Genomic DNA, 24718 nt, shown 5'->3' with positions numbered 1-24718 from the left:
GGGGGCGGCGACCACACTCGAGGTGAAACCCAGGTTTCACCGACCGAGACGTACCTCCTCAGATCAAGGTTTTGACGGCCCAACAGCCCTGGAGTCGTCAACGCAATGCGCCGGGTCCGCCTCTGTGGTCGACCGCTGCCGAGCCGACCGCGACCGACAGGGCAGAGCTGGAGGACCAATGGCGATCCTCGAACGCGGTGCGCCGGCCCGGCCGGAGCCGATTCGCCATCGACGGTCGAAACCGAAAGCTTCTGCTGTGCAAACGGTTCAGAAGGTTTCGGCCGTAGGTGAGATAAAGAAATGGTCGCGTGGATACGTTCGACGCCACCCGATTGCCGCTCTCGAGACCGTCGGTGGGCAAGCAGTCCTGGGTCTGCGGGCGATCCAGTACCTCATCATCGACATCTGCACGCTGAAGTTTCCGTTCGTCGAATTCATCCGGCAGTCGGCATTCATGGCTTCGGCCTCAGCGATGCCGACGGTCTTCGTCGCCGTCCCCATCGGCATGACACTGTCGATTCAGTTCGCGCTGCTGGCCGGTCAGGTGGGTGCCACCTCGATGGCCGGCGCCGCCAGCGGTCTCGCGGTGATCAGGCAAGGTGCGCCGATGGTTGCCGCCTTGCTGATGGCTTCGGCCGCCGGTTCCGCTGTGTGTGCAGACCTCGGATCGAGGAAGATCCGTGACGAGATCGATGCCATGGAAGTCATGGGCCTGTCGGTGATCCGCCGGCTGGTGGTGCCGCGCCTGGCGGCGGCGGTCCTTGTCGGGGTGTCGCTGACGGGGGTGGTCTGCTTCGTCGGCTTCTTCTCCGGCTACCTGTTCAACACCTTCGTACAGAACGGCACTCCCGGGACCTTCGTGTCCACGTTTGCGTCGTTTGCGACGGTGGGCGACTTCTACCTGACGATGATCAAGGCGATCGTCTTCGGCGCGATTGTGGCGATTGTGGCCTGCCACAAGGGTTTGAACACCCGCGGTGGACCGGCAGGCGTGGCCAACTCGGTCAACGCCACCGTAGTGGCCTCGATCATCCTGCTGATGGTTGTCAACGTCGGTTTCACCCAGCTCTACGTCCTGTTGTTCCCGCGGACGGGGTTCTAGATGGCTTCGAAGTACTACCCACCCGGGGTTCGGCCGGTCGCGGCGGCGGTCGTATCCCAGGGTGCCGTGGTGATGCGACTCGGTCACATGGTCGCGTTCTTGGTCAAAGCGCTGGTGTCGATCCCGTTGACCCTGCGGCACTACCGAAAAGAGTTCTTACGCATCCTGTCTGACGTCACTTGGGGTAACGGCTCCATCGTTGTGGGCGGCGGTACCGCCGGTGTGATCATCGTGCTCGGGGCCGCAGCGGGCGCCCTGGTGGGCATCGAGGGGTACCAGGCTCTGCACCTGCTCGGCCTCGAGCCGGCAACCGGCATGGTTGCCTCGACCGCCGCGACCCGGGAACTCGCCCCGATCATGGCCTCACTCGCGTTCGCTGCCCAGGCCGGCTGTCGCTTCACCGCTCAACTGGGCGCGATGCGGATCTCCGAAGAGGTCGATGCCATGGAGGCACTGGCGATCCGGCCCATCCCGTACCTCGTCACCACCCGCCTGCTCGCGTCGATCGTGGCCATCATCCCGCTCTACCTCATCTGTCTCACGCTGAATTACGTGACGGTGCAGGGGGTCGTGAGTCTGTCGAGCGGAATGTCCGCGGGGACGTACGAACACTACTTCCGGCTGGTGCTCAACAGCACGGACGTCCTGTACTCGATGCTCAAAGCTGTGGTGTTCGTCATCATCACCTCCACCATCCAGTGCTACTACGGCTTCTACGCATCCGGCGGACCGCAAGGTGTGGGCACCGCGGCCGGACGCGCGATGCGCGCGAGTATCTCCGCCATGATCGTCGTGAATCTGCTGCTGACGATGGCGCTGTGGGGCGTCGGCTCCGGCGCGCGGCTCGGTGGTTGAGCGATGCCCGTCATCTTCGATACCGATCCGCGCGGGAACTCGAACACCCGCTTGTTCGTCTTCGGCCTCACCGCCCTGGCTGTGGTAGCTCTGCTACTCGTTGCGCTCTACGCGAAGATGAACGGCACGTTCGACAAGACGGTGACCGCCACCGCGGTGCTCGCCAACGTCGGTGACGGGCTTCCGTCGAACTCGGACGTGAAGTACCGGGGCGTCCTGGTCGGCACGGTCAAAGGTGTGGACCCGGGGACCGATGGAGGACTCAACTACGTCGATCTCGCCTTGGATCCGAGCTATACCCGCAACATCCCGCGCACAGTGACCGCCCGTGTCGTGCCCAGCAACGTGTTCGCGGTGTCATCGATCCAGCTGGTCGACAACGGATCTGCGCCCGGACTGACCGAAGGTGACATCATCACGCAGGACGAGAGCCTGTCGACAGTGCAGCTGCAGACCGCCATGACGAAGGTGCGCGAGATCATCGCTGCTTCGGCACGCGTGGGGACGGATGAGACGGTCGGCATGCTCGCGGTGGTGGCCGAGGCCACCGACCGCCACGGCGATGACATCGCCACCGCGGGTGCGCAACTCGACAAGATCACCCGTGAATTGGATGCCGTGATCGCGCCGCGGGGGCAACCGTCGACGCTGAACGCGCTCAGTGGGGCCGTTCAGGGTTTGCGGAAGTCGGCGCCGGACCTCCTGGACGTGATGAACAGGGCGGTGGTCCCCATGCGAACCCTGGCCGAGAAGAACAAGGGCTTGAACCAGTTGCTCGCCGCAGGGAGCAACACCCTCTCGACGGTCGACACCGCGTTGGTGAACAACACGGACAAGATCATCGGCATCACGACCGCGCTCGGCCCGGTGATCGGGGTGATCGCTGACGGAGGTGAATCGTTCTCACAGATCACCGGGAGCCTGAACAACATGTCGAAGAAGTGGTTCTCAGAGTTCTGGCCGGTCGGTCAACGGAATGCGACAGGTAAGTTCCAGTTCCAGTTCACCCCGCATCAGATGTACACGCGGGCCGACTGCCCCCGATACGGGAATCTGGAAGGGCCCAGCTGCCAGACCGCACCAGCGACGAGCGCGCCTGCGGTGGTGCCCGATCTGAACACGCCGCAGAACTTCATGTCGGCCCCCATGGGCGGGAACGTAGGCCCGGTCGGCAGTCGCGAAGAGCAGCGACTCCTGGGCGAGATCCTCGGAGAGGACGCCAACTCCGCCTCGACACTCCTTCTCGGTCCGCTTGCCCGTGGAGCAGTGGTCAGCGCTTCGACCGAACCTGAGCAGGGGCCATCGTGAGTTACCGCAAGCCGCTCATCGGTCTGATCATCTTCCTGGTGATCTCCCTGACCCTGACGTGGACCGTCTTCAACACCCTGCAACGCAGCGTGAACGGAGCCACCAAGTCCTACTCCGCAGTGTTCAGCGATGTGTCGGGTCTCGGGGTCGGTGACGATGTCCGGATGGCCGGCGTCCGCGTCGGTCGCGTAGATTCCATCGCGCTCGAAGGAACCCTCGCCCGAGTGAAGTTTCGGGTCGAGGCCAACCAGCGGGTGTACGGGAACACCAAGGCCTCGATCACCTACGAGAACATCATCGGCCAGAGGTATCTTGGATTGTCACTGGCCGACTACGGGCAACCACAGGTCCTCGACGGCGGCGAGATCCCGCTGGCCCACACCGAACCGTCCTTCAACATATCGGTGTTGCTCAACGGATTCGAACCGTTGTTCAGCGTTCTCGATCCAGAACAGATCGACAACATCACAACCTCGATCATCCGTGCGCTCCAGGGGGACAACGGTTCGATCACCACGTTGGTCACCGAGACCTCGGACCTCGCCGAGTCGTTCGCCGGTCCGGACCAGATCTTGGGAGACATCATCGGGAACCTCGACGGGATCGTGCGGACCCTGGCGGAGCAGCGGGGCGAGGTCGACACCGTGATCACGCAGGCACAGTCGATTTTCGAAAGGCTCTCCCAACGCAGGCAGGAACTGGTGACCTCGCTGGACTCGATCTCGGCGGTCGTCGGCAGAGTGGCGACGCTGGCGGACCAGGCGGCACCGGAACTGAACCAGATGCTGGTCAGGGAGCCGGGTTTCGCCTCTCATTACATGAACAACAAGACCGCATTCGCGTACCTGGGGTTCAATGTCCCGATCCTGTTGAAGGGACTCGCCCGCAACACCCAGAGCGGCGCATTCATCGAGACGTACCTCTGCAGCCTCAATGTGACCTATGTGCCCGCGCTCAGTAATGTGATCCCGTCCATCGTTGCTGCCGCCACGCCAGGCGGTAAGCCCAAGTACTCGCCGGCATGTCAATGAAACGCCCAGACGTTCGCCGGATGACCGCCAGCGCCGGCCAGGTGGCGCGCAGGCCCATCGAAAAGCACAGCACCCTGACGCTTGGGATCATCACCGTCACGGTGATCGCGCTCCTGCTGGTCGCGCTGTTGCAGTTCGCCGGCGCCGGAATCGGTAAAACGTCCTACCAGGCCGAGTTCGCCCAGGCAGCGGGCGTCAGCTCGGGCGACTCGGTGACTGTCGCCGGGGTGCCGGTGGGCACGGTGAAGGCGACACGACTGGCAGGTGATCACGTGGTGGTCACGCTCGAGATCAACGACGACGTTCGTCTCGGTACCGAGACCAGGGCGTCCATCCAACTGACCACGCTGCTCGGCTCACGGTACGTGGACCTCAAGCCGGGCGGAGGAGGCACGCTGCCGGACAACAGGATCGGACTGTCACACACCAGCGTGCCGTACGACCTACAGCAATTGATCAACAACGCGACCACGACGTTCGAACAAGTGGACTTCAAGGACATCGGCGAGACGATGACAACGTTGTCCGACCAGCTCGAGGGTACGCCGGAAGTGATACCCCAGGTCCTGACGAACGTCCAGAGCCTCGCAACCATCATGGCCGACCGCCGATCCCAGATCGGTACGTTGCTCACCAGCACCAAACAGCTGACGGACGTGGTGCGGGGGCAACAGGCCAACCTGGGTTCCCTGATCGCGCAGGGCGCGCAGGTGCTGCAGGAGATCAATTCGCGTCGGGCGGTGATCAACCAACTGTTCCAGGCAACCACTAACCTCGTCGATCAGCTGCAGACGATCGTCGTCGACAATCGGGCCCAGATCGACGCGCTGCTGACCAACCTGAACGGGATGCTGGCAAGTCTGGCACGAAACGACGACCTGCTGAGGAACACTTTGCAGATTTTGCCGGTTCCGGTCCGAAACTTCGCCAACGCCAGCGGTACCGGGAACGAGGTCGACTTCTCCGCGCAGTCCGGACCGTTCCTCGACTCCTGGATGTGTGCCGTCAGCGGCCGGGCGAACCAGCTGAATCTTCCCGAGTATCTGAAGGACTGCAAATGAGGGTGAGCAAGACAGTTGCGAAGGTGGCCGTCCTGGTCGTGCTCATCGCCGCAGTCTGCTTCGGCAGTGTTCGTGCCGCAGCCGCCTCGGAGAGTGCAATACGGGTGACTGCGCGGTTCGACAACGGGGTCGGCCTGTACGAGGGGAACGCGGTGTCGGTGCTCGGGATGCCGGTGGGGGCGGTCGAGACGATCTCTCCGAAGGGCACCTACGTGGAGGTGGTGATGAGAATTGATGGCGGCGTGACGATCCCGGCAGGTGTCGACGCGGTCACTGTCTCGACGTCGATCCTCACCGACCGGCATATCGAGTTGTCGCCGGCGTACACCGGTGGGCCGGTGCTGAGAAACAACGATCTCATCGGGCTGGACCGGACCAAGACGCCGGTCGAGTTCGACCGGTTGCTGGCGATGGCCGATGACCTCGCCCTCGAACTCGAGGGCGATGGTGAGGGTGCGGGGCCCGTGGCGCAATTGCTCGACGTCGGCTCGGCGATCACCGATGGCAACGGCGAGGACATGCGTGCGGCATTGGGCGAGCTGGCGAAGGCGCTGCGCCTGGGCGCTGACGGTGGCGCGGAGACGAGGGATGCGATCACGACGATCGTCGACAACCTGTCCGTACTGACCGAGGCCGCCGCGCGCAACGATGGACAGATCCGCGACTTCGGTTCTGCGGTCGGTCAGTTGAGTGCGATTCTTGCCGATCAAGACCTTGGCTCCGGAGATACCGGCGCCCAGATCAACGAGATCCTCCTTCAGGCCGAGGACCTGTTGCGTACCAACCAGGGCAGCCTCAACTCCACGGTCACCGACTCGGACATCCTCGTCAAGACCCTGGCGGACTATCGCCGCGAACTGGCCGAGTTCCTGGACGTGACCCCGCTGCTCCTCGACAATGCCTACGCTGCAGTGGATCAGGAGAACCGGGTGGCGCGGGTGCATGCGCAGCTCGACAAGGTGTTCTTCGACGGTCAGCTCCTCAAGGAAGTGTGCAACGTGCTCGGATTGCGTCAACTCGGCTGTGCGACCGGAACTCTGTCCGACTTCGGTCCGGACTTCGGGATCACGGACATGCTCGAGGGCATGGCGGGGATGGCGAAATGACACGCCGGACAGCGGCCGCTGCCGTCGGCGCGATGCTGGCCCTGGCCATGACGACGACCGCGTGCTCGGTAGAGCTCGAATCGGTCCCGCTGCCGAAGCGCAATGTCGGAAGCGACTCTTACACGGTGTATGCCACCTTCGAGAACGCGCTGAACCTGCCGAAACAGGCCAAGGTCAAGCTCGCGGGCGCCGACGTCGGATCGGTCGAGGGTATGACCGTCCGTGACTACTCGGCGATCGTCACCTTGAGGATTTCGGAGAATGTAACCCTGCCCGTCGGTACCCGGGCCGAATTACGTTCCGCGACACCGCTCGGTGACATCTTCGTCGCCATGCAACCCCCGCTCGACGCCGCGCCGGACGGTCCGGTGCTCGTGGGTGGCGACGGCATCGAACTGGATCAGACATCGGCCGCGGCGACGATCGAAGAGGTCTTGACCACATCGTCACTCCTCGTCAACGGCGGCGTCATCCGCAACATCACCAAGGTCATCAATGGTCTCGGTGAGGCGGTCGGTGACAAGGGCGGTGAACTGGCCGGCCTGATCGAACAGTCGACCAGTCTGGTCAGCAAACTCTCCGCCCGAACGGGCGAGATCAGGAGCACCCTGAACGAGACCAACCGACTGGTCTCCACGCTGACCGCCGGCCAGGGCACCATCAAAGATGCAATCGCCGCTGCCGGGCCGGCCATGAGTGTGTTGTCGGCCAACACCGATCAGATTCTCGGAATCGTCAACCAGTTGGCCTCGGTGAGCAGCCAACTAGCGAAATTCCCGTCCATCGCGGGCACCGCTGCCGGTGGACTGATCGCCGACATCAACACGATCGCCGCGGAATTGAATGCGGCCGCGTTGAATCCGAATGCCGACCTGGATGCGGTGAATCGGCTGCTGGCCCCGGTCATCAAGATCACCAACTCATCCGGGTCGCACGTCGATGCAGACCTCGAGGACTTCGCGATCGGAGCCATCGCAGACCCGACGCACACTGCTGACCCGGGAAGTCGTATACCTGACCTGGGCACCGACGGCGCGAACTTCGTCGGGACCCTCACGAGCACACTCCAGAGGCTCGGGGCCAAAGTCGCGGGACCACGCCGATGACCCAGATGTCGGCATATGCAACCGGGCCGCTGGAGTCGCCGGCACGTGGACTGGTGAACGTCGTCCGCAGATTGATCGACCATCGTCTGCTGCTGTCGGTCGTGGCGCTAGCCCTCACCTTCGTCCTCGGACTCATCTATCTCGTGTTCGGCGTCTTCCAGGTGAATCCGACCGCGCAGGCCATGACCGTCCGGGTCAACCTCGCGTTGTCCGGAGGGCTGCTCCCGAATCAGGACGTCACCCTGCGTGGGGTGCCGATCGGTCAGGTGAAAGCCGTCGAACTCTCGGACGAGGGTGTGGTGGCGGTCGCAACCATCGACGCCGATACCCGGATCCCCACTGCGGGTGAGGTGCGGGTGGCCGGCTTGTCGCCGGCCGGTGAGCAATACCTCGACTTCCGGCCGACGGCGGACACCGGGCCCTACCTCACCGACGGCTCCGAGGTCCCGGCGGACCAGACCTCGACACCGGTGCCGCTGGCCAACCTGCTCGGCGATCTCGACGGGATGCTGGCTCAGATCGACCCGAAGAAGGTCGAGACCATCACACGCGAACTCGGCGTCGGACCCGAGGGACCGGACAAACTGGAATCGATCATCACCGGCGGTACGTTCCTCATCTCCACACTCGATTCCGTGCTGCCGCAAACAGTCAGCTTGCTCAGCAGCAGCAAGGTGGTGCTGGGCACACTGAGCGAGATGAGTCCCGGCCTGCAACGCACCTCCCAGAACCTGTCGGGCACACTCGATGGAGTGGCTTCCATGGACGGTGGATTCCGCACCTTCATCGACCAGACCCCGGCGACGCTGGCGGCGATGGACACCATGATCGCGGACAACTCGCCCACCATGGTGCAGCTGCTGGGCAACCTCACCACGGTTGCCCAGATGACATACCTGAGAGTTCCTGCCCTGCAAGAGTTCTTCTTCCCGCAGTATCGCGACGGATCGACGCTCGATGCCATCGCGAGTATCATGCGGGACGGCGGGATCTGGGCATCGGTGAACATCTACCCGCGCAAGTCGTGCAACTACGATCTGCCCCGCAGGCCCGGGTGGCTCGCCGACTTCTCCGAGCCCTACCTCTACACCTACTGCGAGGACGACGATCCTGCGAACCTCGTTCGCGGAGCTGCCAACGCGCCACGTCCGCCGGGAGACACCAGTGCAGGACCCCCGCCCGGTGTCGATCCACTGGCCCAGGCGTCCCCGACGCCGATCGGCCCCGAATCGATCCCCTTGCCCTACGCCGGTCCGGTGCTGCCGGGGCAGCCATGAGCATCGAACTCGATCGAAAGTCACCATCCGGCTCGACGCAGAGGAGAAAACAGTGAGCAAGAGCAGCGGAACCGCAACTGTGACGCCCGAAGAACGATGGACGCTGATGGGCGACGACGTGCCTGAGGTCGGAGAAGAACGGGACATCTCGACACCGGATACCGAGGCAGCTCCTGTCGAGGAAACGGTGGTCGAGGATCCGCCTTCCACGCGCTGGTGGACCGGGACCAGAGCCCGCCGAGGGGCAGTGCTGCTCCTGGCCCTCGTCGCTGTGGCCGCTATCGTCTGTGCTGCGGTGATGGGCTGGAAGTTGCAGCAGCAGAACTCCATCGATGACGCCGCTGACCAAGCGGAACAAGCGGCGCGCGCTTACGCTGTTGCCCTGACCAGCGTCAGCTCGGACAATTTGGACCAGAACTTCGCCGACGTTCTCGGCGGGGCCACCGGCGAGTTCAAGGACATGTATTCCCAGTCGAGCGGGCAGCTTCGTCAATTGCTGGTCGACAACAAAGCCACCGCCCAGGGAACGGTCATCGATTCGGGTATCAAATCGGCGAGCCCATCGAAGGTCGAGGTACTGCTGTTCGTCGACCAAACCGTCACCAACACAGCCACTCCCGATCCACGCGTCGACCGCAGTCGTGTGGTGATGACCATGGAGAAGATCGACGGTCGCTGGCTCGCGGCCAAGGTCGACCTGCCCTAGCCCGCAGACCCCCACGTCTACATTGGCCGCCGGGAGGCTCAGATGGCACCTTCTTGATCACCCGACGCTGCTGCAAGGACGCCCGCTGGTGGAAGGGCCGCCAGCGGCGGTATTGGCATTCTCGTTTTACGGAAGTATCATTATCGCAATGACACTTCTGGAGGATTCATGCGCGTCGGAGTAATGATCGGCCCCGAGCGGGGAGACTCGGCCAAGAAGATCGGCCGGATGCTCGACGACATCGTGTGGGCTGAGGATGCTGGGCTCGACACGGCGTGGATTCCCCAGGTCCCGACCGATTTCGACGCGCTGATCACAGTGGCGCTGATGGGGACGCGGACGAGCCGGATCGAGATCGGCACCGCTGTGGTTCCTCTGCAGGCGCAGCACCCGATCGCGCTGGCGAGGCAGGCCCTGTCGGCGCATGCCGCCACCGGGGGTCGCCTCGCGCTGGGCGTCGGACCTTCGCATCACTGGATCGTCAAGGACATGCTGGGGCTGCCCTACGAAAAGCCGGCACGCTTCACCCGCGACTACCTCGACGTACTCGATGCCGCCCAGCAGGCCCCTGGGCCGATCGACGTCGAGAACACGACCTTCACCGTGCACAATCCACTCGAGCTCGGCCCGATCGCGCCGTTGCCGATCCTGGTCGCCGCTCTCGGACCCGTCATGCTCGATCTCGCCGGTGAGCGTACCGACGGCACGATCTTGTGGATGGCCGACGAGCGGGCAGTCTCTGATCACGTCGTCCCGCGCATCACCAAGGCCGCTGACAACGCTGGGCGGAAGGCTCCACGAATCGTCGCGGGGATCCCGGTGTGCCTGTGTGCTCCCTCCCAGGTGGACGTGGCTCGTGAACGCGCGAACCGCATTCTGGGCGAAGCCGAGATCTCGCCCAACTACCAGCGTCTGCTCGGGTACGGCGACGCCACGGATGTTGGCGATCTGTGTGCAGTCGGTGACGAAGAAGCGATCATGAAGCGCTTCCAGCGGTTCGCCGATGCCGGCGTCACCGACCTGTCGATGCGATTGCTGCCGATCGGCGACAACCGGGACGAACTGGTCGCGTCGAAGTACCGCACGCGAGAGGTCATCGCAGGTCTCGTCGCCGACATGCGATGACCACATCCGGGTGCGGCTGTCCACGACGGCAGGGAGGGCGAGGTCGGCATGAGTGATTCGACGACGGATGTCTGGGAGACGATGTCGACCGCCAGGACCATTCGGCGGTTCACCGACGAACCCGTGGACGATGCGACCCTGACCAAGTGTCTGCGCGCGGCGACATGGGCGCCCTCGGGGGCCAACGCGCAGGCCTGGAAATTTGTTGTGCTCCGGTCGCCGGAACTCCGGGCAGTTGTCGGGAAAGCTGCGGCGCACGCCCTCGATGTGATCGAACCGGTCTACGGGATGTCGCGCCCGGCCGCCGACGATGACAGCCGCCGAGCCCGAAACAATCGGGCCACATACGAACTGCATGACCGCGCAGGTGAGTTCACGTCAGTGTTGTTTGCCCAACAGCGGTTCGAGACCGCCTCGGAGCTGTTGCTCGGCGGCTCGATCTTTCCGGCCATGCAGAACTTTCTGTTGGCCGCCCGCGCGCAGGGTCTCGGAGCGTGTCTGACCAGCTGGGCATCGTACGAGGGCGAGGCCCTGCTCCGCGAGGCCGTCGGTATGCCATCGGATTGGGTGCTCGCCGGCCACGTGGTCGTGGGTTGGCCAAGGGGAAGCCATGGTCCCGTGCGGCGGCGACCGCTCTCGGACTTTGTTGCACTGGATCATTGGGATACACCGGCCGATCGATTGACGACCGGGTGAGGCAGTAGATTCGAAAACCGGGTCGGCTCCGTCAGGTCGACACTCTGAACACCGGCAGCACCACATCGTCGTCCCCGGTGTGGAACACGACTTCCACGGGTAGGCCGGCTCTGAGGTCCGTGGTGGCCACCTCGATGAGATTGGTATGAAAGAACGGCCCCTCGTCGAGCTTGACCACTGCGACGATCTTCACGTCATCGGTGAAGGAGCGGCTGTACTTCTGGTGCACCACGGTCCAGGTATGAAGACGGCCGGTTCCGGTCGCAGGGACCCAGCCGGCGTCGGACATCCCGTGCGTGGTGCATGAGCCTGCGGGCCAGTACGACGTGCCACAGGTATTGCAGCGGTAGACCAGAAGAACGCCGTCTTTGCATGCATCCCAGAAGGGTTGATCGATGGCGTCGTCGACGACATCGCCAGGTAGGGGGCGGCCGGCGCTCACCGGTCGGCTCCGAGGACCAGGGTGGCGTGTGACCAGGACCCCTGAATGCCGCCGTTCCCGCCCGAACCGCTGACGAGACACGTTCGGGCATCGGGGATCTGACTACTCGGGGCCTGACCGCGCATCTGGAGAATCCCTTCACTCAGTGGGGTGAACCCCGTGGCGTAGAAACCCGATAGTTGCCCACCGCCGGTGTTCGTGGGTATCGAACCGGTCGGCCCGGTGTGGCCTTCGGCGACGAAGGAGCCACCCTCGCCCGGCGCGCAGAATCCGTATTCCTCCAGCTGCATCAGAACGGCAATCGTGAAGGGAGCGTACAGCTGGGCCACGTCGATGTCGTCGATGGACAACTGTGCCTGCCCCAGTGCGGTCCGGGCCGCACGGTCTACATTCATCGATTCGAACATCGTCTCTTTCCACCATGTCTCGATCGCATGTGAGGTACCGCCCCCGAGTACGCTCACGGGGTGGTCGGTGAGGTCGGCGGCGCGTTCGTCGGAGGTGACGATGATTGCGGCGCCACCGTCGGTCGGCCGCGAACAGTCGAGTAGCCGGAGAGGATCCACGATCATGCGGGATTCCTGGTGGTCGGTCAGGGTGATCGGTTGACCGTACCCCTGTGTACCCGGCCGGACGCAGGCGTAGTCGCGTTCGACCACGGCCACTCGTCCGAGGTCTTCTGATGTGGTCCCGTACAGCTCCATGTGCCGACGCGCCGCGAGCGCGTACGTCGATGCAGGCCCGACCATGCCGTACAGGTACGGGTATCCGTAGCTGTACGACCTGATGTCGCGCTCAGTGCCACCTGTCGTGTGCGGCAACAGTTTAGGCGGCGCGGACGAATAGGCCTCCCCGTAGACGCAGGCGATGGTGGTGGCCTGTCCGGTGGCGATCGCGCCTGCCGCCACCAGCACGCTAGCGGTCGGCGACGCGCCGCCGGTCATGAGCGAGTATGCAAACGCAGGGGACAGGCCGAGATACCGAAGATCTTCGAACGAAGCCCCGATCAGGATGTAACCATCTATGTCCGGCCGTGTCAGTCCGGCATCGGCGAGAGCGAGATCGAGTGCCTGTCTGCGGAGCTCGCGACCCGAGGACCCCGTGTGCCGTCCCTGATCGGTCAAGCCCATGCCGGCGATTGCAACATTCAACTGTGGGGTCACCGTCTGTCCTCTCGTGGGAAACCGATTCGTCTCTACCTGATCACGCGGTGAAGGCCCACCAGAGGCGGGCCCGCACCGACCAGATCGAACTAGTTGACCCACAGCTCCTCTGGCAGCGGGGAACCGAGGCCGTACAGATCGACCCCCTTGGTCTTCGCGGCAGCCATCACCGACGGAGTGGACCGGATGTAGAAGACGCCGGGGACGACTTCGGCGAGCCGCTCCTGCACCGTGTCGTAGGCCGCCTTGCGCTCTTCGACCGTCGCGCCGACGCGTCCGGCGTCGAGCGCGGCATCGAGTTGGGGGTCGCTGATCCCGGTCATGTTGCCCGACGACTTCGAATGGAAGCTCACCCAGAGTTCGGTGTCGGGGTCGATGATGTTCGCCGAGGTGACCACCATCTGGAAGTCGCGCTGACCGACCACGGATTGGATTGCGGTGGAGTCGACGTTCTTGACGCCGACTTCGACGTTGTTGAACGCACTGAGTTGAGATTGAACGCCTTCGGCGGCCATCTTGTTCTCTGTGCTCGAGAAACTGGTGAAGTCGAAATTGACCGGCTTGCCTTCGGCGGCCAACTCGTCGAACAAGGCTTGCGCCTCCGCTTTGTTGGTCTCCCGGAGCGCGATGTCGCTGTAGAACGGGGACACCTCGGGGAACAGCGTGTTGGGCACATCGCCTGCGCCGCTGTAGACGATGGTGTTGAGCGCATCGAGGTCGAGTGCAAGTGAGACCGCCTGACGGGCCCGCGGGTCATCGAACGGAGCGCGGCGGGTGTTCATGGCCAAGTACTGGCCACCACCGGTTTCGACGAGGTCGGTCTTCAGGTTCTGGGCGGCGGCGTCTTCAAGGCTTTTCGGGTTCGATTCCGCGCTGATGTCGGCGGCGCCGCTCACAACGGCATTGAAACGCTGAGCGGTGTCGGGAACAAACCGGAACGAGATCGAATCGACGTAGGGCTTCGGCGCGTCCCAGTAGCCGGGGTTCTTGTTCAGGACGATTTGATTCTGCCGGCTCCATTCCGACAGCGTGAACGGACCTGCCCCGACCGGTGCGGCATCGAACTCTGCGCGGCTCTTCTGCAACGCGGTCGGTGAGGCGATCCAGTTCAACGCACTGGTGATCACTGCCTGGTCGAAGTGCGAATTGGGAGCCACCATCGCGACCGTCAACGTAGTCGGATCGACGACAGTGGTCTGGGCGATCTGAGGACTGACCTTGCTGGCACCTGATCCCAGTTTCGGGTCTTTGGCCCGGTCCCAATTGAATTTGACGGCTTCGGCATCCAGCGGCGTGCCATCGGTGAACTCGAGGCCCGGACGCAGCTTCATCGTGTACGTGGCGCCGCCGTCGGTGCTCGAGAAATCCTCGGCCATCTTGTATTCGACCGCCAGTGTTTCGGGGTTGTTGATCATCAGCGTGCCGTACAGCGCGTTACCCAGCATGGCCTGGGTGGCCCACACGTTCCCCATTGTCGCGGGATCAAGTGTCCGCGGTTCGCTGACCTGTATGGCGTTCACGGTGCCGCCGGGAACCGGTGCGCCCTCGTCTTCGGACGATCCTGCCTGGTTGGGAGATGAACTGCATGCGGTCACAAGCATTGCTGCAGAACACAACATGGCCAGTGTGGCGGTGAGTAGACGTCGTTGTCGAATCATCGTCGACCTCTCGGAAAGTCAAGCGCGGGCTGATGGAGGGTGAAGGGTGGTACGGAGCGGGCGGAACTCGGCGGCAGAGAGTACGGCGAGGGGACACCGCGAGCAGGGGAGCTGTTCAGATGATTGCGCCGTGGTCTTTCAATTCGCTGATCTCGCCCCAGTCGAAGCCGAGCTCGAGGAGGACGTTTTCGGTGTGCGCACCATGTTCCGGGGCGCGGCGCAGGGCGGGTGGGCCCTCGTCGAACTGCACGGGTCCGTTGGGAAAGGTCAACTCGGCCCCGTCCTCGGACGCGACGGTGGAGAGGTACCCGTTTGCGACCACCTGAGGATCTGTCAAGACCTCTTCGACCGACTGGACCGGAGCCCAGGGCATATCTGAGCTCGAGAAGCGAGACACCCAGTCGGCGTACGTGCGACCCGCGAAAGTCTCGTCGAGTACCTTGAGGCAGTCGACCCGGTGCTCGGCCCGGCTCTTGAGCGTTGCGAAGCGGCTGTCGTCGAACAGCTCCGGTCTCCCGAGCACCTCGCACAGCTGGGCCCAATAGCGATCGGGCTGGAGGAGGGCCAGTGTGATGTGACGGCCGTCCTGTGTTCGGAAGACATTGCCGAGCGGATTCGGACTCTGGCCGCGTGTCGAGCGGGCGCGGGGCACTTGGCCTTGCAGTGCGCTCAACATGTCGGATCCGAGAGTCCACATGGCACTGGACAACAGGGACACGTCCACCACCGAGGGTTCGCCTGTCCGTTCGCGCCGGAAGAGTGCGCCTGACACCCCGAAGGCCAGGTTCATCGCCGCCTGGCGGTCGCCGAAAGCGCCGCGAGGCGAGAGTGGATAGTCCGAGCCCTCGGGGGTCAGTACATGCGCCATCCCGCCCCTTGACCAGAATGCGGTGTTGTCATAGGCGGGCACGTCTTTGTCAGGGCCGCGAACGCCGAAGCCGTGGCCGCGTGCATAGATCAACTGCGGGTTGTGCTTTCGCAGCTCTTCTACGCTCAGCCCCAGCCGATCGAGGGCAGATGCGCGGAAGTTGGTGAGGAAGACATCGGCTTCTCGGATCAGCCTGTAGAAAATCTCCCGACCTTCCGGATTCTTCAGGTCCAGGCCGATGCTGCGCTTACCTCGATTCGCGAGCTCGATCGAGTAATTGACGCGCTCGGCCCCGGTGGTGACACCTTGTTCGACAAGGCCTCGATAGGGGTCGCCTGCCGTCGGTGACTCGACCTTGACGACGTCTGCTCCCCAGTCGGACAACAGGGCGCCGGCCACGGGCACGAACACCCATTGGGCCAGTTCCACCACCTTCACGCCGTCGAAGACGTTGGTTCCCACCGTCGCATCCACCCAAATCTCCTTCGCTGGCAATCCGATTATCTTGGTGCGGTGACTATTTGAGGATGGGCACCGTGGGTTCGAATCGATACAGTTTCTCGGCGTTGCCGCGGAGAAGCTTGTATTGGGTGGCCTCGGGGAGGTGCTGGATCTGTTTGCGGGCGACGTTGATGGAGTCCGGCCACGTGCTGTCGGAGTGCGGGTAATCGGTTTCGAACATGATGTTGTCTTCGCCGATGAGGTCGATGTTGGCGATGCCGGCCTCGTCGTGGATGAAGCAGCCGTAGACGTGGTCCTTGAAGCGCTGCCGGATGTCGAGGTCCATCGGAACCTCGGTGGCGGCGTGGCCTTCGTACTTGACGCCCTTGGCGGCCCAGAAGCGCTGCTTCTCGTACACCTGCTCCGCGCGTTCGAGGAAGTACGGGATCCAGCCGATATTGCCCTCGGAGAGAGCGATTTTCAGCTTGGGGTACTTGGCGAAGTAGTCGGAGAACAACCACTGCAGCATCGTTCCCGCAGTGCGAGTGGCACCCCAGGTGAGGTTGGCCATGAAGGGGGCATCGCTTGCGATGGTGGGTAGGCGTGAAGACGATCCGACGTGCATGGAAATGACCAGATCATTGTCGGCGGCAGCCTGCATGACCGGATCCCAGTAGCGGCTGGGGTCGTTGATGGTGGGAAGCCCCAGCGGTTCGGGGTTCTCGGAGAAGGCCACCGAGCGCGCTCCGAGGGCGGCCGTGCGCTCGATTTCCTTGACAGCGAGGTCGGTATCCCACAGAGGCATGATGACCAATGGGATGAAGCGGCCTGGGTCCGTGGCACACCACTCCTCGAAGATCCAATCGTTGTAGGCCTGCAGGCACCTCAGCGCGAGATCTTTGTCCTGGGCTTCGTAGAAGATCTGACCGCAGAACCGAGGAAAGGAGGGAAATCCGAGCGAGGCGAGGATGCCGGCCTCATTCATGTGTTCGAGACGGACCTTGGGGTCGTAGCAGCCTGGGTGCATGTCGGCGTACGTGATGGCCTCGGGACTGAACTCTTCGCGAGACTTTCCGACGACGGCGGATAGTCCGCTCGTCGGGACGACGCGGTTCTCGTAAACCCAGGTCTCTTTGTCGCCGTCGCGGACGAGCTTGGGCGCGCGGTCGCGGTCCTTGGAGGCGATGCGGTCTTGCCAGACGTGCGGTGGCTCGAGGATGTGATCGTCTACTGAGATCAACCAGTTCAGGTCGGGCGAGGTGGATGAAGTCACTGTCGTCTCCTTCGTTTACGAGGAACAGCCTGCGGGGCAGGGGCTGCGGAGTGCCGGCCGGTTGGGCGGCGACCGGTCCTGGACTTGCGATCCCGTTGTTACGAGAATCACACTCTCGTACAATATAGAACGACGATCACATGCGCAATGGAAGGGCGAGAGTGATCGTCAGTTCTCGACACTGCCGGCGGCAGCCCGTGCCGCCAGATCGGCGGTGCGCTGCATGGCATCCATGCACTGCTGTAGTGCGAACGCCGGGTTGAACTCCAGGTGGTTGGTCTGCCGGTCGTACTTGAGGACGTGTCCGGCGGGGATGAAGTAGACCTCGCCCGCCGAGATCACTTCATCCGGCTTGCCCGTGTTCGGATACACGGCGGTGATGGAGCCTTCGAAGACGTAGCCATAGTGGGGGCAAGGGCACACGCCGCCCGGTAGCCCGCCCACCCGATTCAATTCAGTGGTGTCCACCGGGCCTGCGGTGGTGGTGTAGCCGACCTCGAGGTCTCCCCACTGAACTGACCGGAAGTGGTCGTTGGCCGCGGGCCAACGCCCCCCGCCGCCGTTGGGAAGTTCTGCTGGTGTGGCGTGGGGCATCGGATGTCCTTGGGGTCGAGGGGTGGGGGTTGGAAGTGCGCCCGGGGGAATACTCGGGTTCTCGCGCTCGCTAGAGTACGATTCTGTCAGACTGAGAGTGTAATTCTCGTCACTTTGCCGATGATGCAGGCAAGACCGTCGACGCCGGCGTCGGAGAAGGCCCCTGAGCGCTCCCCCCTTTGCGCCAGTGAACTTTCCAGGAGGATCGAAGCCAGATGCGAAATATGCCCGTCGAGCTCACGCAGCACTACGAACGCATGGGTTGGTGGACTCCCGACTCCCTCGGCAAGATGGTCGCGGAGGGTCTGCACGAACACCCCGATGTAACGTTCCGGGTGCATTCGGCGGTGCGTCCTTATGTGGGTACGTTCGGTGACGTCGAAGTGGTCGCGCGCAGGCTGGCCGCCGGATTGCAGGAACGGGGCGTAGGTCCCGGAGATGTTGTGGTGATGCAACTTCCCAACTGGATGGAAGCCGCAGCCACCTTCTGGGCGTCGTCGTTCCTCGGGGCCGTGGTGGTGCCGATGGTGCATTTCTATGGGCCCAAGGAGCTGTCGTTCGTTCTGGCGACCACCAAGCCGAAGGTGTACATCACTGCCGCGCGCTTCGGTCGAATGACCTACAAGCCCGAGGTGAGTGCCGATGTGCCGATTGTGGGCGTGGTCGGCGAGAACGGCGAGCACGAAGCGGGTTTCGACGAGCTGCTCGCCGACGAACCGATGCAGGGAACGCTCGCGGTCGACCCGGCCGCCCCCGCGGTCATCGCCTTCACGTCGGGAACAACCCGTGATCCCAAAGGCGTGGTCCACAGCCACCAAACCCTCGGGTTCGAAACCCGGCAACTGCTGGCCAATTATCCGGCCGACCGCGGCGCTCAACTGACGGCGCTGCCTGTGGGACATTTCATCGGGATGGTGAGTGCGCTGCTCACCCCGATCCTCGAAGGCGTCTCGGTCGATCTACTCGATCAGTGGGACCCGGGTCGCGTACTAGAGCTGATCGACAGTCACGGGGTGGCGATCGGCGGTGGTCCTCCCTACTTCGTGACGAGCCTTCTCGACCAGGACACGTTCAGAGATGACCATCTGAATTTTCTCAAATACATGGGGCTCGGCGGTTCGGCGGTCCCGGGTACGGTGGCCCGGCATCTCGCCGATCTCGGTATCTGCGTGACGCGGTCATACGGCAGTACCGAACATCCGTCGATCACCGGTTCGCTGAACTCGGCGCCGCAAGACAAGCGGCTGTACACCGATGGCATGCCCCGACTCGGTGTCGAGATCCGGCTGGGCGAGGACGGTGAGATCTTCAGCCGCGGGCCGGACCTGTGTATCGGCTACACCGACGAAGCGTTGACCGAGAACGCATTCGACTCTGACGGCTGGTATCGAACCGGTGACGTCGGTGTCCTGGACGAGGACGGGTATCTGACGATCACCGACCGCAAGTCGGACCTGATCATCCGTGGCGGAGAGAACATCAGCGCAGTGGAGGTCGAGGACGTCCTGTTGTCGATGCCGGCCATCTCCGAGGCCGTGGTGGTTGCGGCCTCAGATGTCAGGCTGGGCGAGCACGCCGCTGCTGTGATGCGCGTGAGACCGGATCATGTCCCACCGACCCTCGATGAGGTCCGGGTGCATTTCGAAAATGCCGGTATGGCCCGCCAGAAGTGGCCGGAAGAGCTGTTCGTGGTCGACGAGCTTCCACGCACGGCAAGCGGCAAGGTCCAGAAGTATGCTGTGCGTCAGAGCATTCCGACGCTACGAGCCACGGTGGGCACAGCCACCGAGTCCGAGACGGTCCCCGGCTGAGTGCTGTCGGGCCCGCCCGCCGCACCCCTCAGGTCGGTTGCTTCTTCGAAGCCGACCGGCGACGAGGGCGGACGGCCTCGGCCGCCGTGGTGCCGCGGTCGAGGGCGGCACGACAGAACTCCCAGAGGTAGGCGGTCTCCTGGGCAGGATCTCCGGAGACCACGCCGAGCGCGAACTGGTGATAGAAGGACATGACGAGGTGTTGGATGATCTGGGCATCGCGCTTCGGGTCGACGATCTGAAGTGCCCCGGCATCGGCGGCGGTGCGCAGGATGTCTTCCATCAGCACGAAGTAGGGCGCGGTCACCAATGCCACGTCAGCCGGATGGTCGACCTGCAGGCGCAGGTGTTCCCGGACTATCGCTGCGCCCATCAAGTTCTGTTGCTTCGTTCGCTGCCTCGACGCCGGCCCCGTGATCACAGAGTGAACTTTCTCCAGCGGGTCCGCGATCTTGGCGACGTCGGTTTCGATCTTCGCGACGGACGAGCGGATCTCCTCTTCGAGGATCGCCAGCACGAGCAGATCCTTCGTCTCGAAGTGTCGGTAGACGGTCTGCAAGGCGACGCCGGCCTGTACGCTGACCTGCTTCATCGTGAACTGGAAGCTGCTGGACTCTGCGAACAGCCTTCTCCCCGCGCCGATGATCTCGCGTGCGGTCAACAGTTGGCGAGCCGCAGTCTTGTCCTGTGCTCGTACCGCTGAACGATCGAGCGCCCGCGACTCCCAGATCGACTGCGCTTGCTTGCCGGAAGCGTCTACCACGCTCGACCACCCCTACTCGTTGTGTCCCCTGACCTTAAACCGTCGATCGTGTGTGACTCGACAGGTCACCCTGGAAGGCCTGGTCACGACGCGGGCGTACGACGCAATACGACAACGGGAATCTTCCGGTCGGTCCGTTGTGCATACACGTTGTAGTTCGGCCATGAAGCCGCAGCCAGATCCCAGAGGCGGGTGTACTCCTCGCCGTCCACTTCGTGTGCCTGTGCCGAGAAGCGCTCGGCCAGTATCTGAACCGTGACCTCTGGGTTCACGACCAAGTTCTCGTACCAGTTGGGTGCCTTGGGTGCACCCCCCTTGGAAGCGATCACGACGAGGTCATCCCCGTCTTGCGCGTAGATGAGTGGCGTTTCCCGGGGTTGGCCGCTCTTGCGTCCGGTGGTGGTCAGCAGCAGGCAGGTCGCACCGTTCCAGATGTGTCCTTCTGCTCCGTCTGTGGCCCGGTAGCGCTCGGCGTGTTCGGCATTGCGGAGGGTCAGGTTCTGTGGCTGGTACTGCTTGTCGCTGTTGTCTGTGGACATGTCGGCTCCTCGTGTCATCGTGCTACGTATCCGCCGTCGACCGGAAGGACCACCCCGGTCACGTTGCGGGCGGTGTCCGAGGCGAAGAACAATGCCGCCGCCGCGACGTCCTCGGGAGTGATGTTCCGGCCGAGTGGGTGCTGTTGCGCAACCTTTTCGAATGCCACCGCCTGGGTGGCCGTGTCGGTGGGGATGTCCATGAAGTTGGTGGTCGGCATGCCGGCGGGGCAGACCGCGTTCACCCGGATGTCGAACGGCGCGGCTTCGACGGCGACTGCCCGGGTGAGTTGAATGACCCCACCTTTGGTGGCGCCGTACACGGTCCCACCCCACCCGACGATGCCCGCGACAGATGCCGTGTTGACGATCGATCCCGGCGTGCTCTGCTTCTTGAACTGCAGGACAGCGTACTTGGTCCCCAGGAATACGCCCTTGAGATTGATGGACATCAACCGATCGAAGTCCTCGACCGTGTGGTCTTCGAATCGCAGGCCGGGCCGGGGAGTCGCCACGCCGGCGTTGTTGTACATCACGTCCAAGCGGCCGTACTCCGCCACGGTGGCGTCGATGGCCGCGGTCACGTCGGCCTCGGAGGTCACGTCGCAGTGCACGGCAATCGAGTTCCCGCCGTTCTGCTCGACCAACCTGACGGTCTCTTTGGCCCACTCGTCGTTGACGTCGGCGCATACGACGTTGCCGCCCTCTTCGGCGAACAGGATGGCCGATGCGCGACCGACTCCTGAACCCGCCCCGGTGATGATGATCGTCTTGCCTTCGAGCTGCATTGTCGAATTCTCCTGTGATGATGGCGAAGGTCGGTCAGTGTCTGTGCAAATCAGCAGTTGCCGACCGCTCACCAGTTGTTGACGCTCAGATGTTTGATCTCCTGGTACGCGCGCAGTCCGTCGACGCCGCGTTCACGCCCGAGCCCGCTCTCCTTGTAGCCGCCGGATGAGGCGTAGGCGCTCGCACCGAGCCCGTTGACATTGACCGCGCCGGCCCTGATTCGGCGCGCAACTGCCGTCGCCGCAACAAGATCCGGGCTGTAGACCTGCCCGGACAGGCCGTAGGGGGAGTCGTTCGCGATGGCGATTGCCTCGTCCACCGTGTCGTAGCCGATGACCGTGACCACGGGGCCGAAGATTTCCTCCTGCGCAGCAGGATTGGAGTTGTCAGGGACGTCGAGGATGGTGGGCTCGAAGTAGTAGCCCCTGTCGTGGCCGGGTGGGCGCTTGCCTCCGGTCACCACCCGTCCGCCGGCAGCGACCGAACGTTGCACGTAGGATTCGCATCGATCGCGCTGAGCGGCCGAGATGAGCGGCCCCATCAGGGTGGAGGCGTCGGCGGGATCGCCGATGGTCAACCGGGCGGCAATGGCCGCGCCCTTGTCGAGTACTTCGTCCTTGCGGTCGTGTGGAACGAGCATTCGGGTCGCTGCCACACAGGCCTGGCCGGAGTGATTGGCGAATACAACCGGGAAGCCCATCGGGGCCTTGTCGACGCCATCGGGCAGATACAGCTGCACCGACTTGCCACCCAGCTCGAGCATCACCCGCTTGGCGGTGTCAGCCGCCTGCCGCATGATCGACTTGCCGACGGCCGTCGAGCCGGTGAAGCTGATCTGGTCCACCGCCGGGTGAGTCGTCATCAAGGCAGAGCCTTCGTAGCCCGCCTCGAGAACCACATTGAGCACACCCGCAGGGAGGCCCGCCGCCTCGGCGGCATCCCCGAAGACCAACGCCGACAACGGTGTGAAAGGACTCGGACGCAGCACCACGGTGTTCCCGGTGAGCAGTGCGGGGATCGCCTTCCACGCGTTGATCCAGAACGGGCAGTTGTATGCAGAGATGCACGAGACGACACCTACCGGTTCGTACGTCATGACGCTGAGCCCCACGGTATTTGCAGCGATGGCCACGTCGAGCGGGCGTGGGCTGTACTCCTCATCGGGCAATGTCAGGTACAGATCGACCGTCTGGCGCATCTGCGCGATTGCGTGATCCAGCTGCGCAGACCCGAGCATACGAGTCGTGGCGCCTGCCTCCTGCTGGATGGTCTGGGCCAGTTCGTCGCGGTGTTCCTCGAAATAGTCGAGCATCCCGAGGATCATGCGTACTCGGTCCCGGCGATCGGCCCACGCCCAGTCGCCTATGTCGAAGGCGCGCCGGGCCGCAAGGATCGCCGTTTCGACTTGCCGGACGGACGTGGTCTCGACTTCGGTGATCACGTTCTCTGTCGCGGGGTTGATCACAGGTAGCGACTTGCCCTCGCCGACTACGGATTTGCCGTCGATGTATGGCGATCGTGTGTTGATGATCGTGGTCACAGGACTCCTTAGGCGGGACAGTCGAGCGCAGTTCCGGATGTATGGACTATCGATCCCGTTGTTACGAGAATCACACTCTCGTACAATATAGAACGAAGTTCACATCCGCAACGGGCGCTGCCGCCCACCCGAGACGACAAAACCCACAGGCGCGTGGTGCGCCTGTGGGTTCTGTTGTGCGAGCCGGGTATTAAGAGTTCGCGAGTTCGTACCGTCGCCGGTATTCCTCCTTGGAGGTTTCTTTGGTGTCTACGTCGCCGGCTCGGGCTCGGAGCGCGCCGACCGTCGCATCTTCGCGGGCAATGTGCTTGAACGGATCCCAGTCGAAGAACCTGGCGACGTTGGCGAAGGTGATCTTGTCGATTTCCTCGTCGGTGCATTGCGCCGCGTCGAGTTCTTCCTTCAGCATCTCCGGCGAGCGAGGCCAAGTGGAATCGGAGTGCGGGTAGTCGCATTCCCACGCGATGGTGTCGATTCCGAGTCTGTCGCGATTGCTCAGGCCGCTCGGTTCGGTGATGTAACACGCCAAGAAGTTCTTGCGCCACACGTCTGTTGCTGTCATGCCTGCGGGCAGGAAGCTCGAGCCCAGCCACTCGGACTGGTTGTCGATGTGGCGTTCGACGCGATCGAGCCACGGCGCCACCCAGCCGACTCCGCCTTCGCTCATTGCGAACTTGAGGTCGGGGAACTTCTGGAAGACGCCGCTGAGAAGCACGTCGTTGGCGGCGATCGTAGAGATCAGTGGCGTCAGAACCATCATGTCGTCGAGGTTGAAGCCCTCGGGTCGTTTGATCAGGCTGAAGCCGCCACCGATGTGGAGGCTCTGGACGATGTTGTGTTCGGCGCAGGCCTCGAACATCGGGTCCCAGTAGCCGGACTTGAAGTCGGGGAAGCCTGAGCCGTAGGGCGTCTCGGGAATGCTGATGGACCGGCATCCCATCGCGGCGAGCCGATGGATCTCCTTGACCGACTCGGCCTGGTCGAAGAACGGAATGATGCCCAGGGGAACGAAACGTCCCGGATAGGTTTCCGGGACTTCGCCGACAACCCAGTCGTTGAAGGCCTTGCACGCCGCGAGCGACAGTTTCTTGTCCGGCAGGCTGGCCAGATGGGTGCCTGCGAAGCCGGGAAAGGTAGCGAACAAGGTCGCCGCCAGGGTGCCGTTGGCATCCATGTCGCGCACGCGCATGCCCATGTCGTAGACGCCGGGCCGCATTTCTGCGTAGCCCGTCGGATCCATGCCCCACTCCTTCTTGGGCCATGACACGACAGCATTGAGGCCGGAGCTACCGACGACCTGGTCTTGGAAGAGCCAGGCCTGGACGTTGGGGTTGCGTGGGTTGGCCGTCAGCTTCGGGGCCTGGTCCATGAGACTTTTCGGGAAGTGTTTTTCGAAGATGTCGGCCGGTTCGACCACGTGATCGTCGATGCTGACCATGACCATGTCGTCAATGTTCATGAAGGTCC

General features: G+C 63.4%; 23 protein-coding genes. 12 read left to right on the top strand and 11 right to left on the bottom strand.

What is annotated here, in order from left to right; all coding sequences use genetic code 11:
* The first annotated feature begins 178 nt into the window (after window positions 1–178).
* From DFR67_RS14275 to DFR67_RS14225, 11 genes are all read left to right on the top strand, one after another.
* Window positions 179–1102 carry an MlaE family ABC transporter permease gene (locus DFR67_RS14275; protein ID WP_110470179.1) on the top strand — a complete coding sequence of 308 codons (924 nt, stop codon included), beginning with the start codon at window positions 179–181 and terminating at the stop codon, window positions 1100–1102.
* Window positions 1103–1957, top strand: coding sequence for an ABC transporter permease (locus DFR67_RS14270; protein WP_110470178.1), 855 nt, complete (start codon window positions 1103–1105; stop codon window positions 1955–1957).
* 3 nt (window positions 1958–1960) lie between these two features.
* A complete protein-coding gene (locus DFR67_RS14265) occupies window positions 1961–3265 on the top strand; it encodes an MlaD family protein (protein ID WP_110470177.1) in 1305 nt (434 codons plus the stop codon).
* Window positions 3262–4296 (top strand): MlaD family protein, encoded by a 1035-nt coding sequence (locus tag DFR67_RS14260; protein WP_110470176.1) that lies wholly within the window; start codon window positions 3262–3264, stop codon window positions 4294–4296. The genes DFR67_RS14265 and DFR67_RS14260 overlap by 4 nt, the downstream gene beginning before the upstream one ends.
* Before the next feature lie 20 nt (window positions 4297–4316).
* Window positions 4317–5357, top strand: a complete 1041-nt coding sequence (locus DFR67_RS14255; RefSeq protein WP_110470175.1) for an MCE family protein — start codon at window positions 4317–4319, stop codon at window positions 5355–5357.
* Window positions 5354–6463 (top strand): MCE family protein, encoded by a 1110-nt coding sequence (locus DFR67_RS14250; RefSeq protein WP_110470174.1) that lies wholly within the window; start codon window positions 5354–5356, stop codon window positions 6461–6463. The genes DFR67_RS14255 and DFR67_RS14250 overlap by 4 nt, the downstream gene beginning before the upstream one ends.
* The gene (locus tag DFR67_RS14245) at window positions 6460–7569 is read left to right on the top strand and encodes an MlaD family protein (protein WP_170135226.1); all 1110 of its coding nucleotides are present in this window, start codon (window positions 6460–6462) and stop codon (window positions 7567–7569) included. Before DFR67_RS14250 ends, DFR67_RS14245 begins: the two co-directional genes overlap by 4 nt.
* Window positions 7566–8846, top strand: coding sequence for an MlaD family protein (locus DFR67_RS14240; protein WP_110470173.1), 1281 nt, complete (start codon window positions 7566–7568; stop codon window positions 8844–8846). The genes DFR67_RS14245 and DFR67_RS14240 overlap by 4 nt, the downstream gene beginning before the upstream one ends.
* Window positions 8847–8952: 106 nt before the next feature.
* Window positions 8953–9552, top strand: coding sequence for a hypothetical protein (locus DFR67_RS14235; RefSeq protein WP_425451286.1), 600 nt, complete (start codon window positions 8953–8955; stop codon window positions 9550–9552).
* Window positions 9553–9720: 168 nt separating this feature from the next.
* Entirely contained in the window at window positions 9721–10677 is a 957-nt protein-coding gene (locus tag DFR67_RS14230; RefSeq protein WP_110470172.1) for an LLM class F420-dependent oxidoreductase, read from the top strand.
* Between the two features lie 48 nt (window positions 10678–10725).
* Window positions 10726–11373 carry a nitroreductase family protein gene (locus DFR67_RS14225; RefSeq protein ID WP_110470171.1) on the top strand — a complete coding sequence of 216 codons (648 nt, stop codon included), beginning with the start codon at window positions 10726–10728 and terminating at the stop codon, window positions 11371–11373.
* 31 nt (window positions 11374–11404) lie between these two features.
* Here DFR67_RS14225 and DFR67_RS14220 read toward each other — a convergent pair whose 3' ends face one another.
* From DFR67_RS14220 to DFR67_RS14195, 6 genes are all read right to left on the bottom strand, one after another.
* Entirely contained in the window at window positions 11405–11815 is a 411-nt protein-coding gene (locus DFR67_RS14220) for a Zn-ribbon domain-containing OB-fold protein (protein WP_158539964.1), read from the bottom strand.
* Entirely contained in the window at window positions 11812–12978 is a 1167-nt protein-coding gene (locus DFR67_RS14215; protein ID WP_110470169.1) for a thiolase family protein, read from the bottom strand. Before DFR67_RS14215 ends, DFR67_RS14220 begins: the two co-directional genes overlap by 4 nt.
* An 89-nt stretch (window positions 12979–13067) precedes the next feature.
* Window positions 13068–14636: an ABC transporter substrate-binding protein gene (locus tag DFR67_RS14210; protein ID WP_110470168.1), complete on the bottom strand. Its 1569-nt coding sequence runs from the start codon at window positions 14634–14636 to the stop codon at window positions 13068–13070.
* A 115-nt stretch (window positions 14637–14751) separates the two neighbouring features.
* Window positions 14752–15978: a CaiB/BaiF CoA transferase family protein gene (locus DFR67_RS14205; protein ID WP_110470167.1), complete on the bottom strand. Its 1227-nt coding sequence runs from the start codon at window positions 15976–15978 to the stop codon at window positions 14752–14754.
* Window positions 15979–16021: 43 nt separating this feature from the next.
* Window positions 16022–17218, bottom strand: coding sequence for an amidohydrolase family protein (locus DFR67_RS14200; protein WP_110470166.1), 1197 nt, complete (start codon window positions 17216–17218; stop codon window positions 16022–16024).
* 168 nt (window positions 17219–17386) lie between these two features.
* Window positions 17387–17812 (bottom strand): cupin domain-containing protein, encoded by a 426-nt coding sequence (locus DFR67_RS14195; RefSeq protein WP_245937947.1) that lies wholly within the window; start codon window positions 17810–17812, stop codon window positions 17387–17389.
* A 215-nt stretch (window positions 17813–18027) separates the two neighbouring features.
* Between DFR67_RS14195 and DFR67_RS14190 the strand changes: the two genes are divergently transcribed.
* On the top strand, window positions 18028–19623 hold the full coding sequence (locus DFR67_RS14190) for an AMP-binding protein (protein WP_110470165.1): 1596 nt from the start codon (window positions 18028–18030) through the stop codon (window positions 19621–19623).
* A 28-nt stretch (window positions 19624–19651) separates the two neighbouring features.
* Here DFR67_RS14190 and DFR67_RS14185 read toward each other — a convergent pair whose 3' ends face one another.
* From DFR67_RS14185 to DFR67_RS14165, 5 genes are all read right to left on the bottom strand, one after another.
* Window positions 19652–20386 carry a TetR/AcrR family transcriptional regulator gene (locus tag DFR67_RS14185; RefSeq protein ID WP_110470164.1) on the bottom strand — a complete coding sequence of 245 codons (735 nt, stop codon included), beginning with the start codon at window positions 20384–20386 and terminating at the stop codon, window positions 19652–19654.
* A gap of 83 nt (window positions 20387–20469) precedes the next feature.
* The gene (locus DFR67_RS14180; RefSeq protein ID WP_110470392.1) at window positions 20470–20925 is read right to left on the bottom strand and encodes a nitroreductase family deazaflavin-dependent oxidoreductase; all 456 of its coding nucleotides are present in this window, start codon (window positions 20923–20925) and stop codon (window positions 20470–20472) included.
* Between the two features lie 14 nt (window positions 20926–20939).
* A complete protein-coding gene (locus DFR67_RS14175; RefSeq protein WP_110470163.1) occupies window positions 20940–21710 on the bottom strand; it encodes an SDR family NAD(P)-dependent oxidoreductase in 771 nt (256 codons plus the stop codon).
* Between the two features lie 68 nt (window positions 21711–21778).
* Window positions 21779–23251, bottom strand: coding sequence for an aldehyde dehydrogenase family protein (locus DFR67_RS14170; protein WP_110470162.1), 1473 nt, complete (start codon window positions 23249–23251; stop codon window positions 21779–21781).
* 190 nt (window positions 23252–23441) lie between these two features.
* Window positions 23442–24710, bottom strand: a complete 1269-nt coding sequence (locus DFR67_RS14165; protein ID WP_170135225.1) for an amidohydrolase family protein — start codon at window positions 24708–24710, stop codon at window positions 23442–23444.
* Between the last annotated feature and the right edge of the window lie 8 nt (window positions 24711–24718).

Source organism: Williamsia limnetica (genome assembly GCF_003217475.1).
GTDB classification, from domain to species: Bacteria; Actinomycetota; Actinomycetes; order Mycobacteriales; family Mycobacteriaceae; genus Williamsia; species Williamsia limnetica.
The sequence above is the reverse complement of the archived record's forward strand: the minus strand, read 5'-3'. Positions and strand labels throughout refer to the sequence as shown.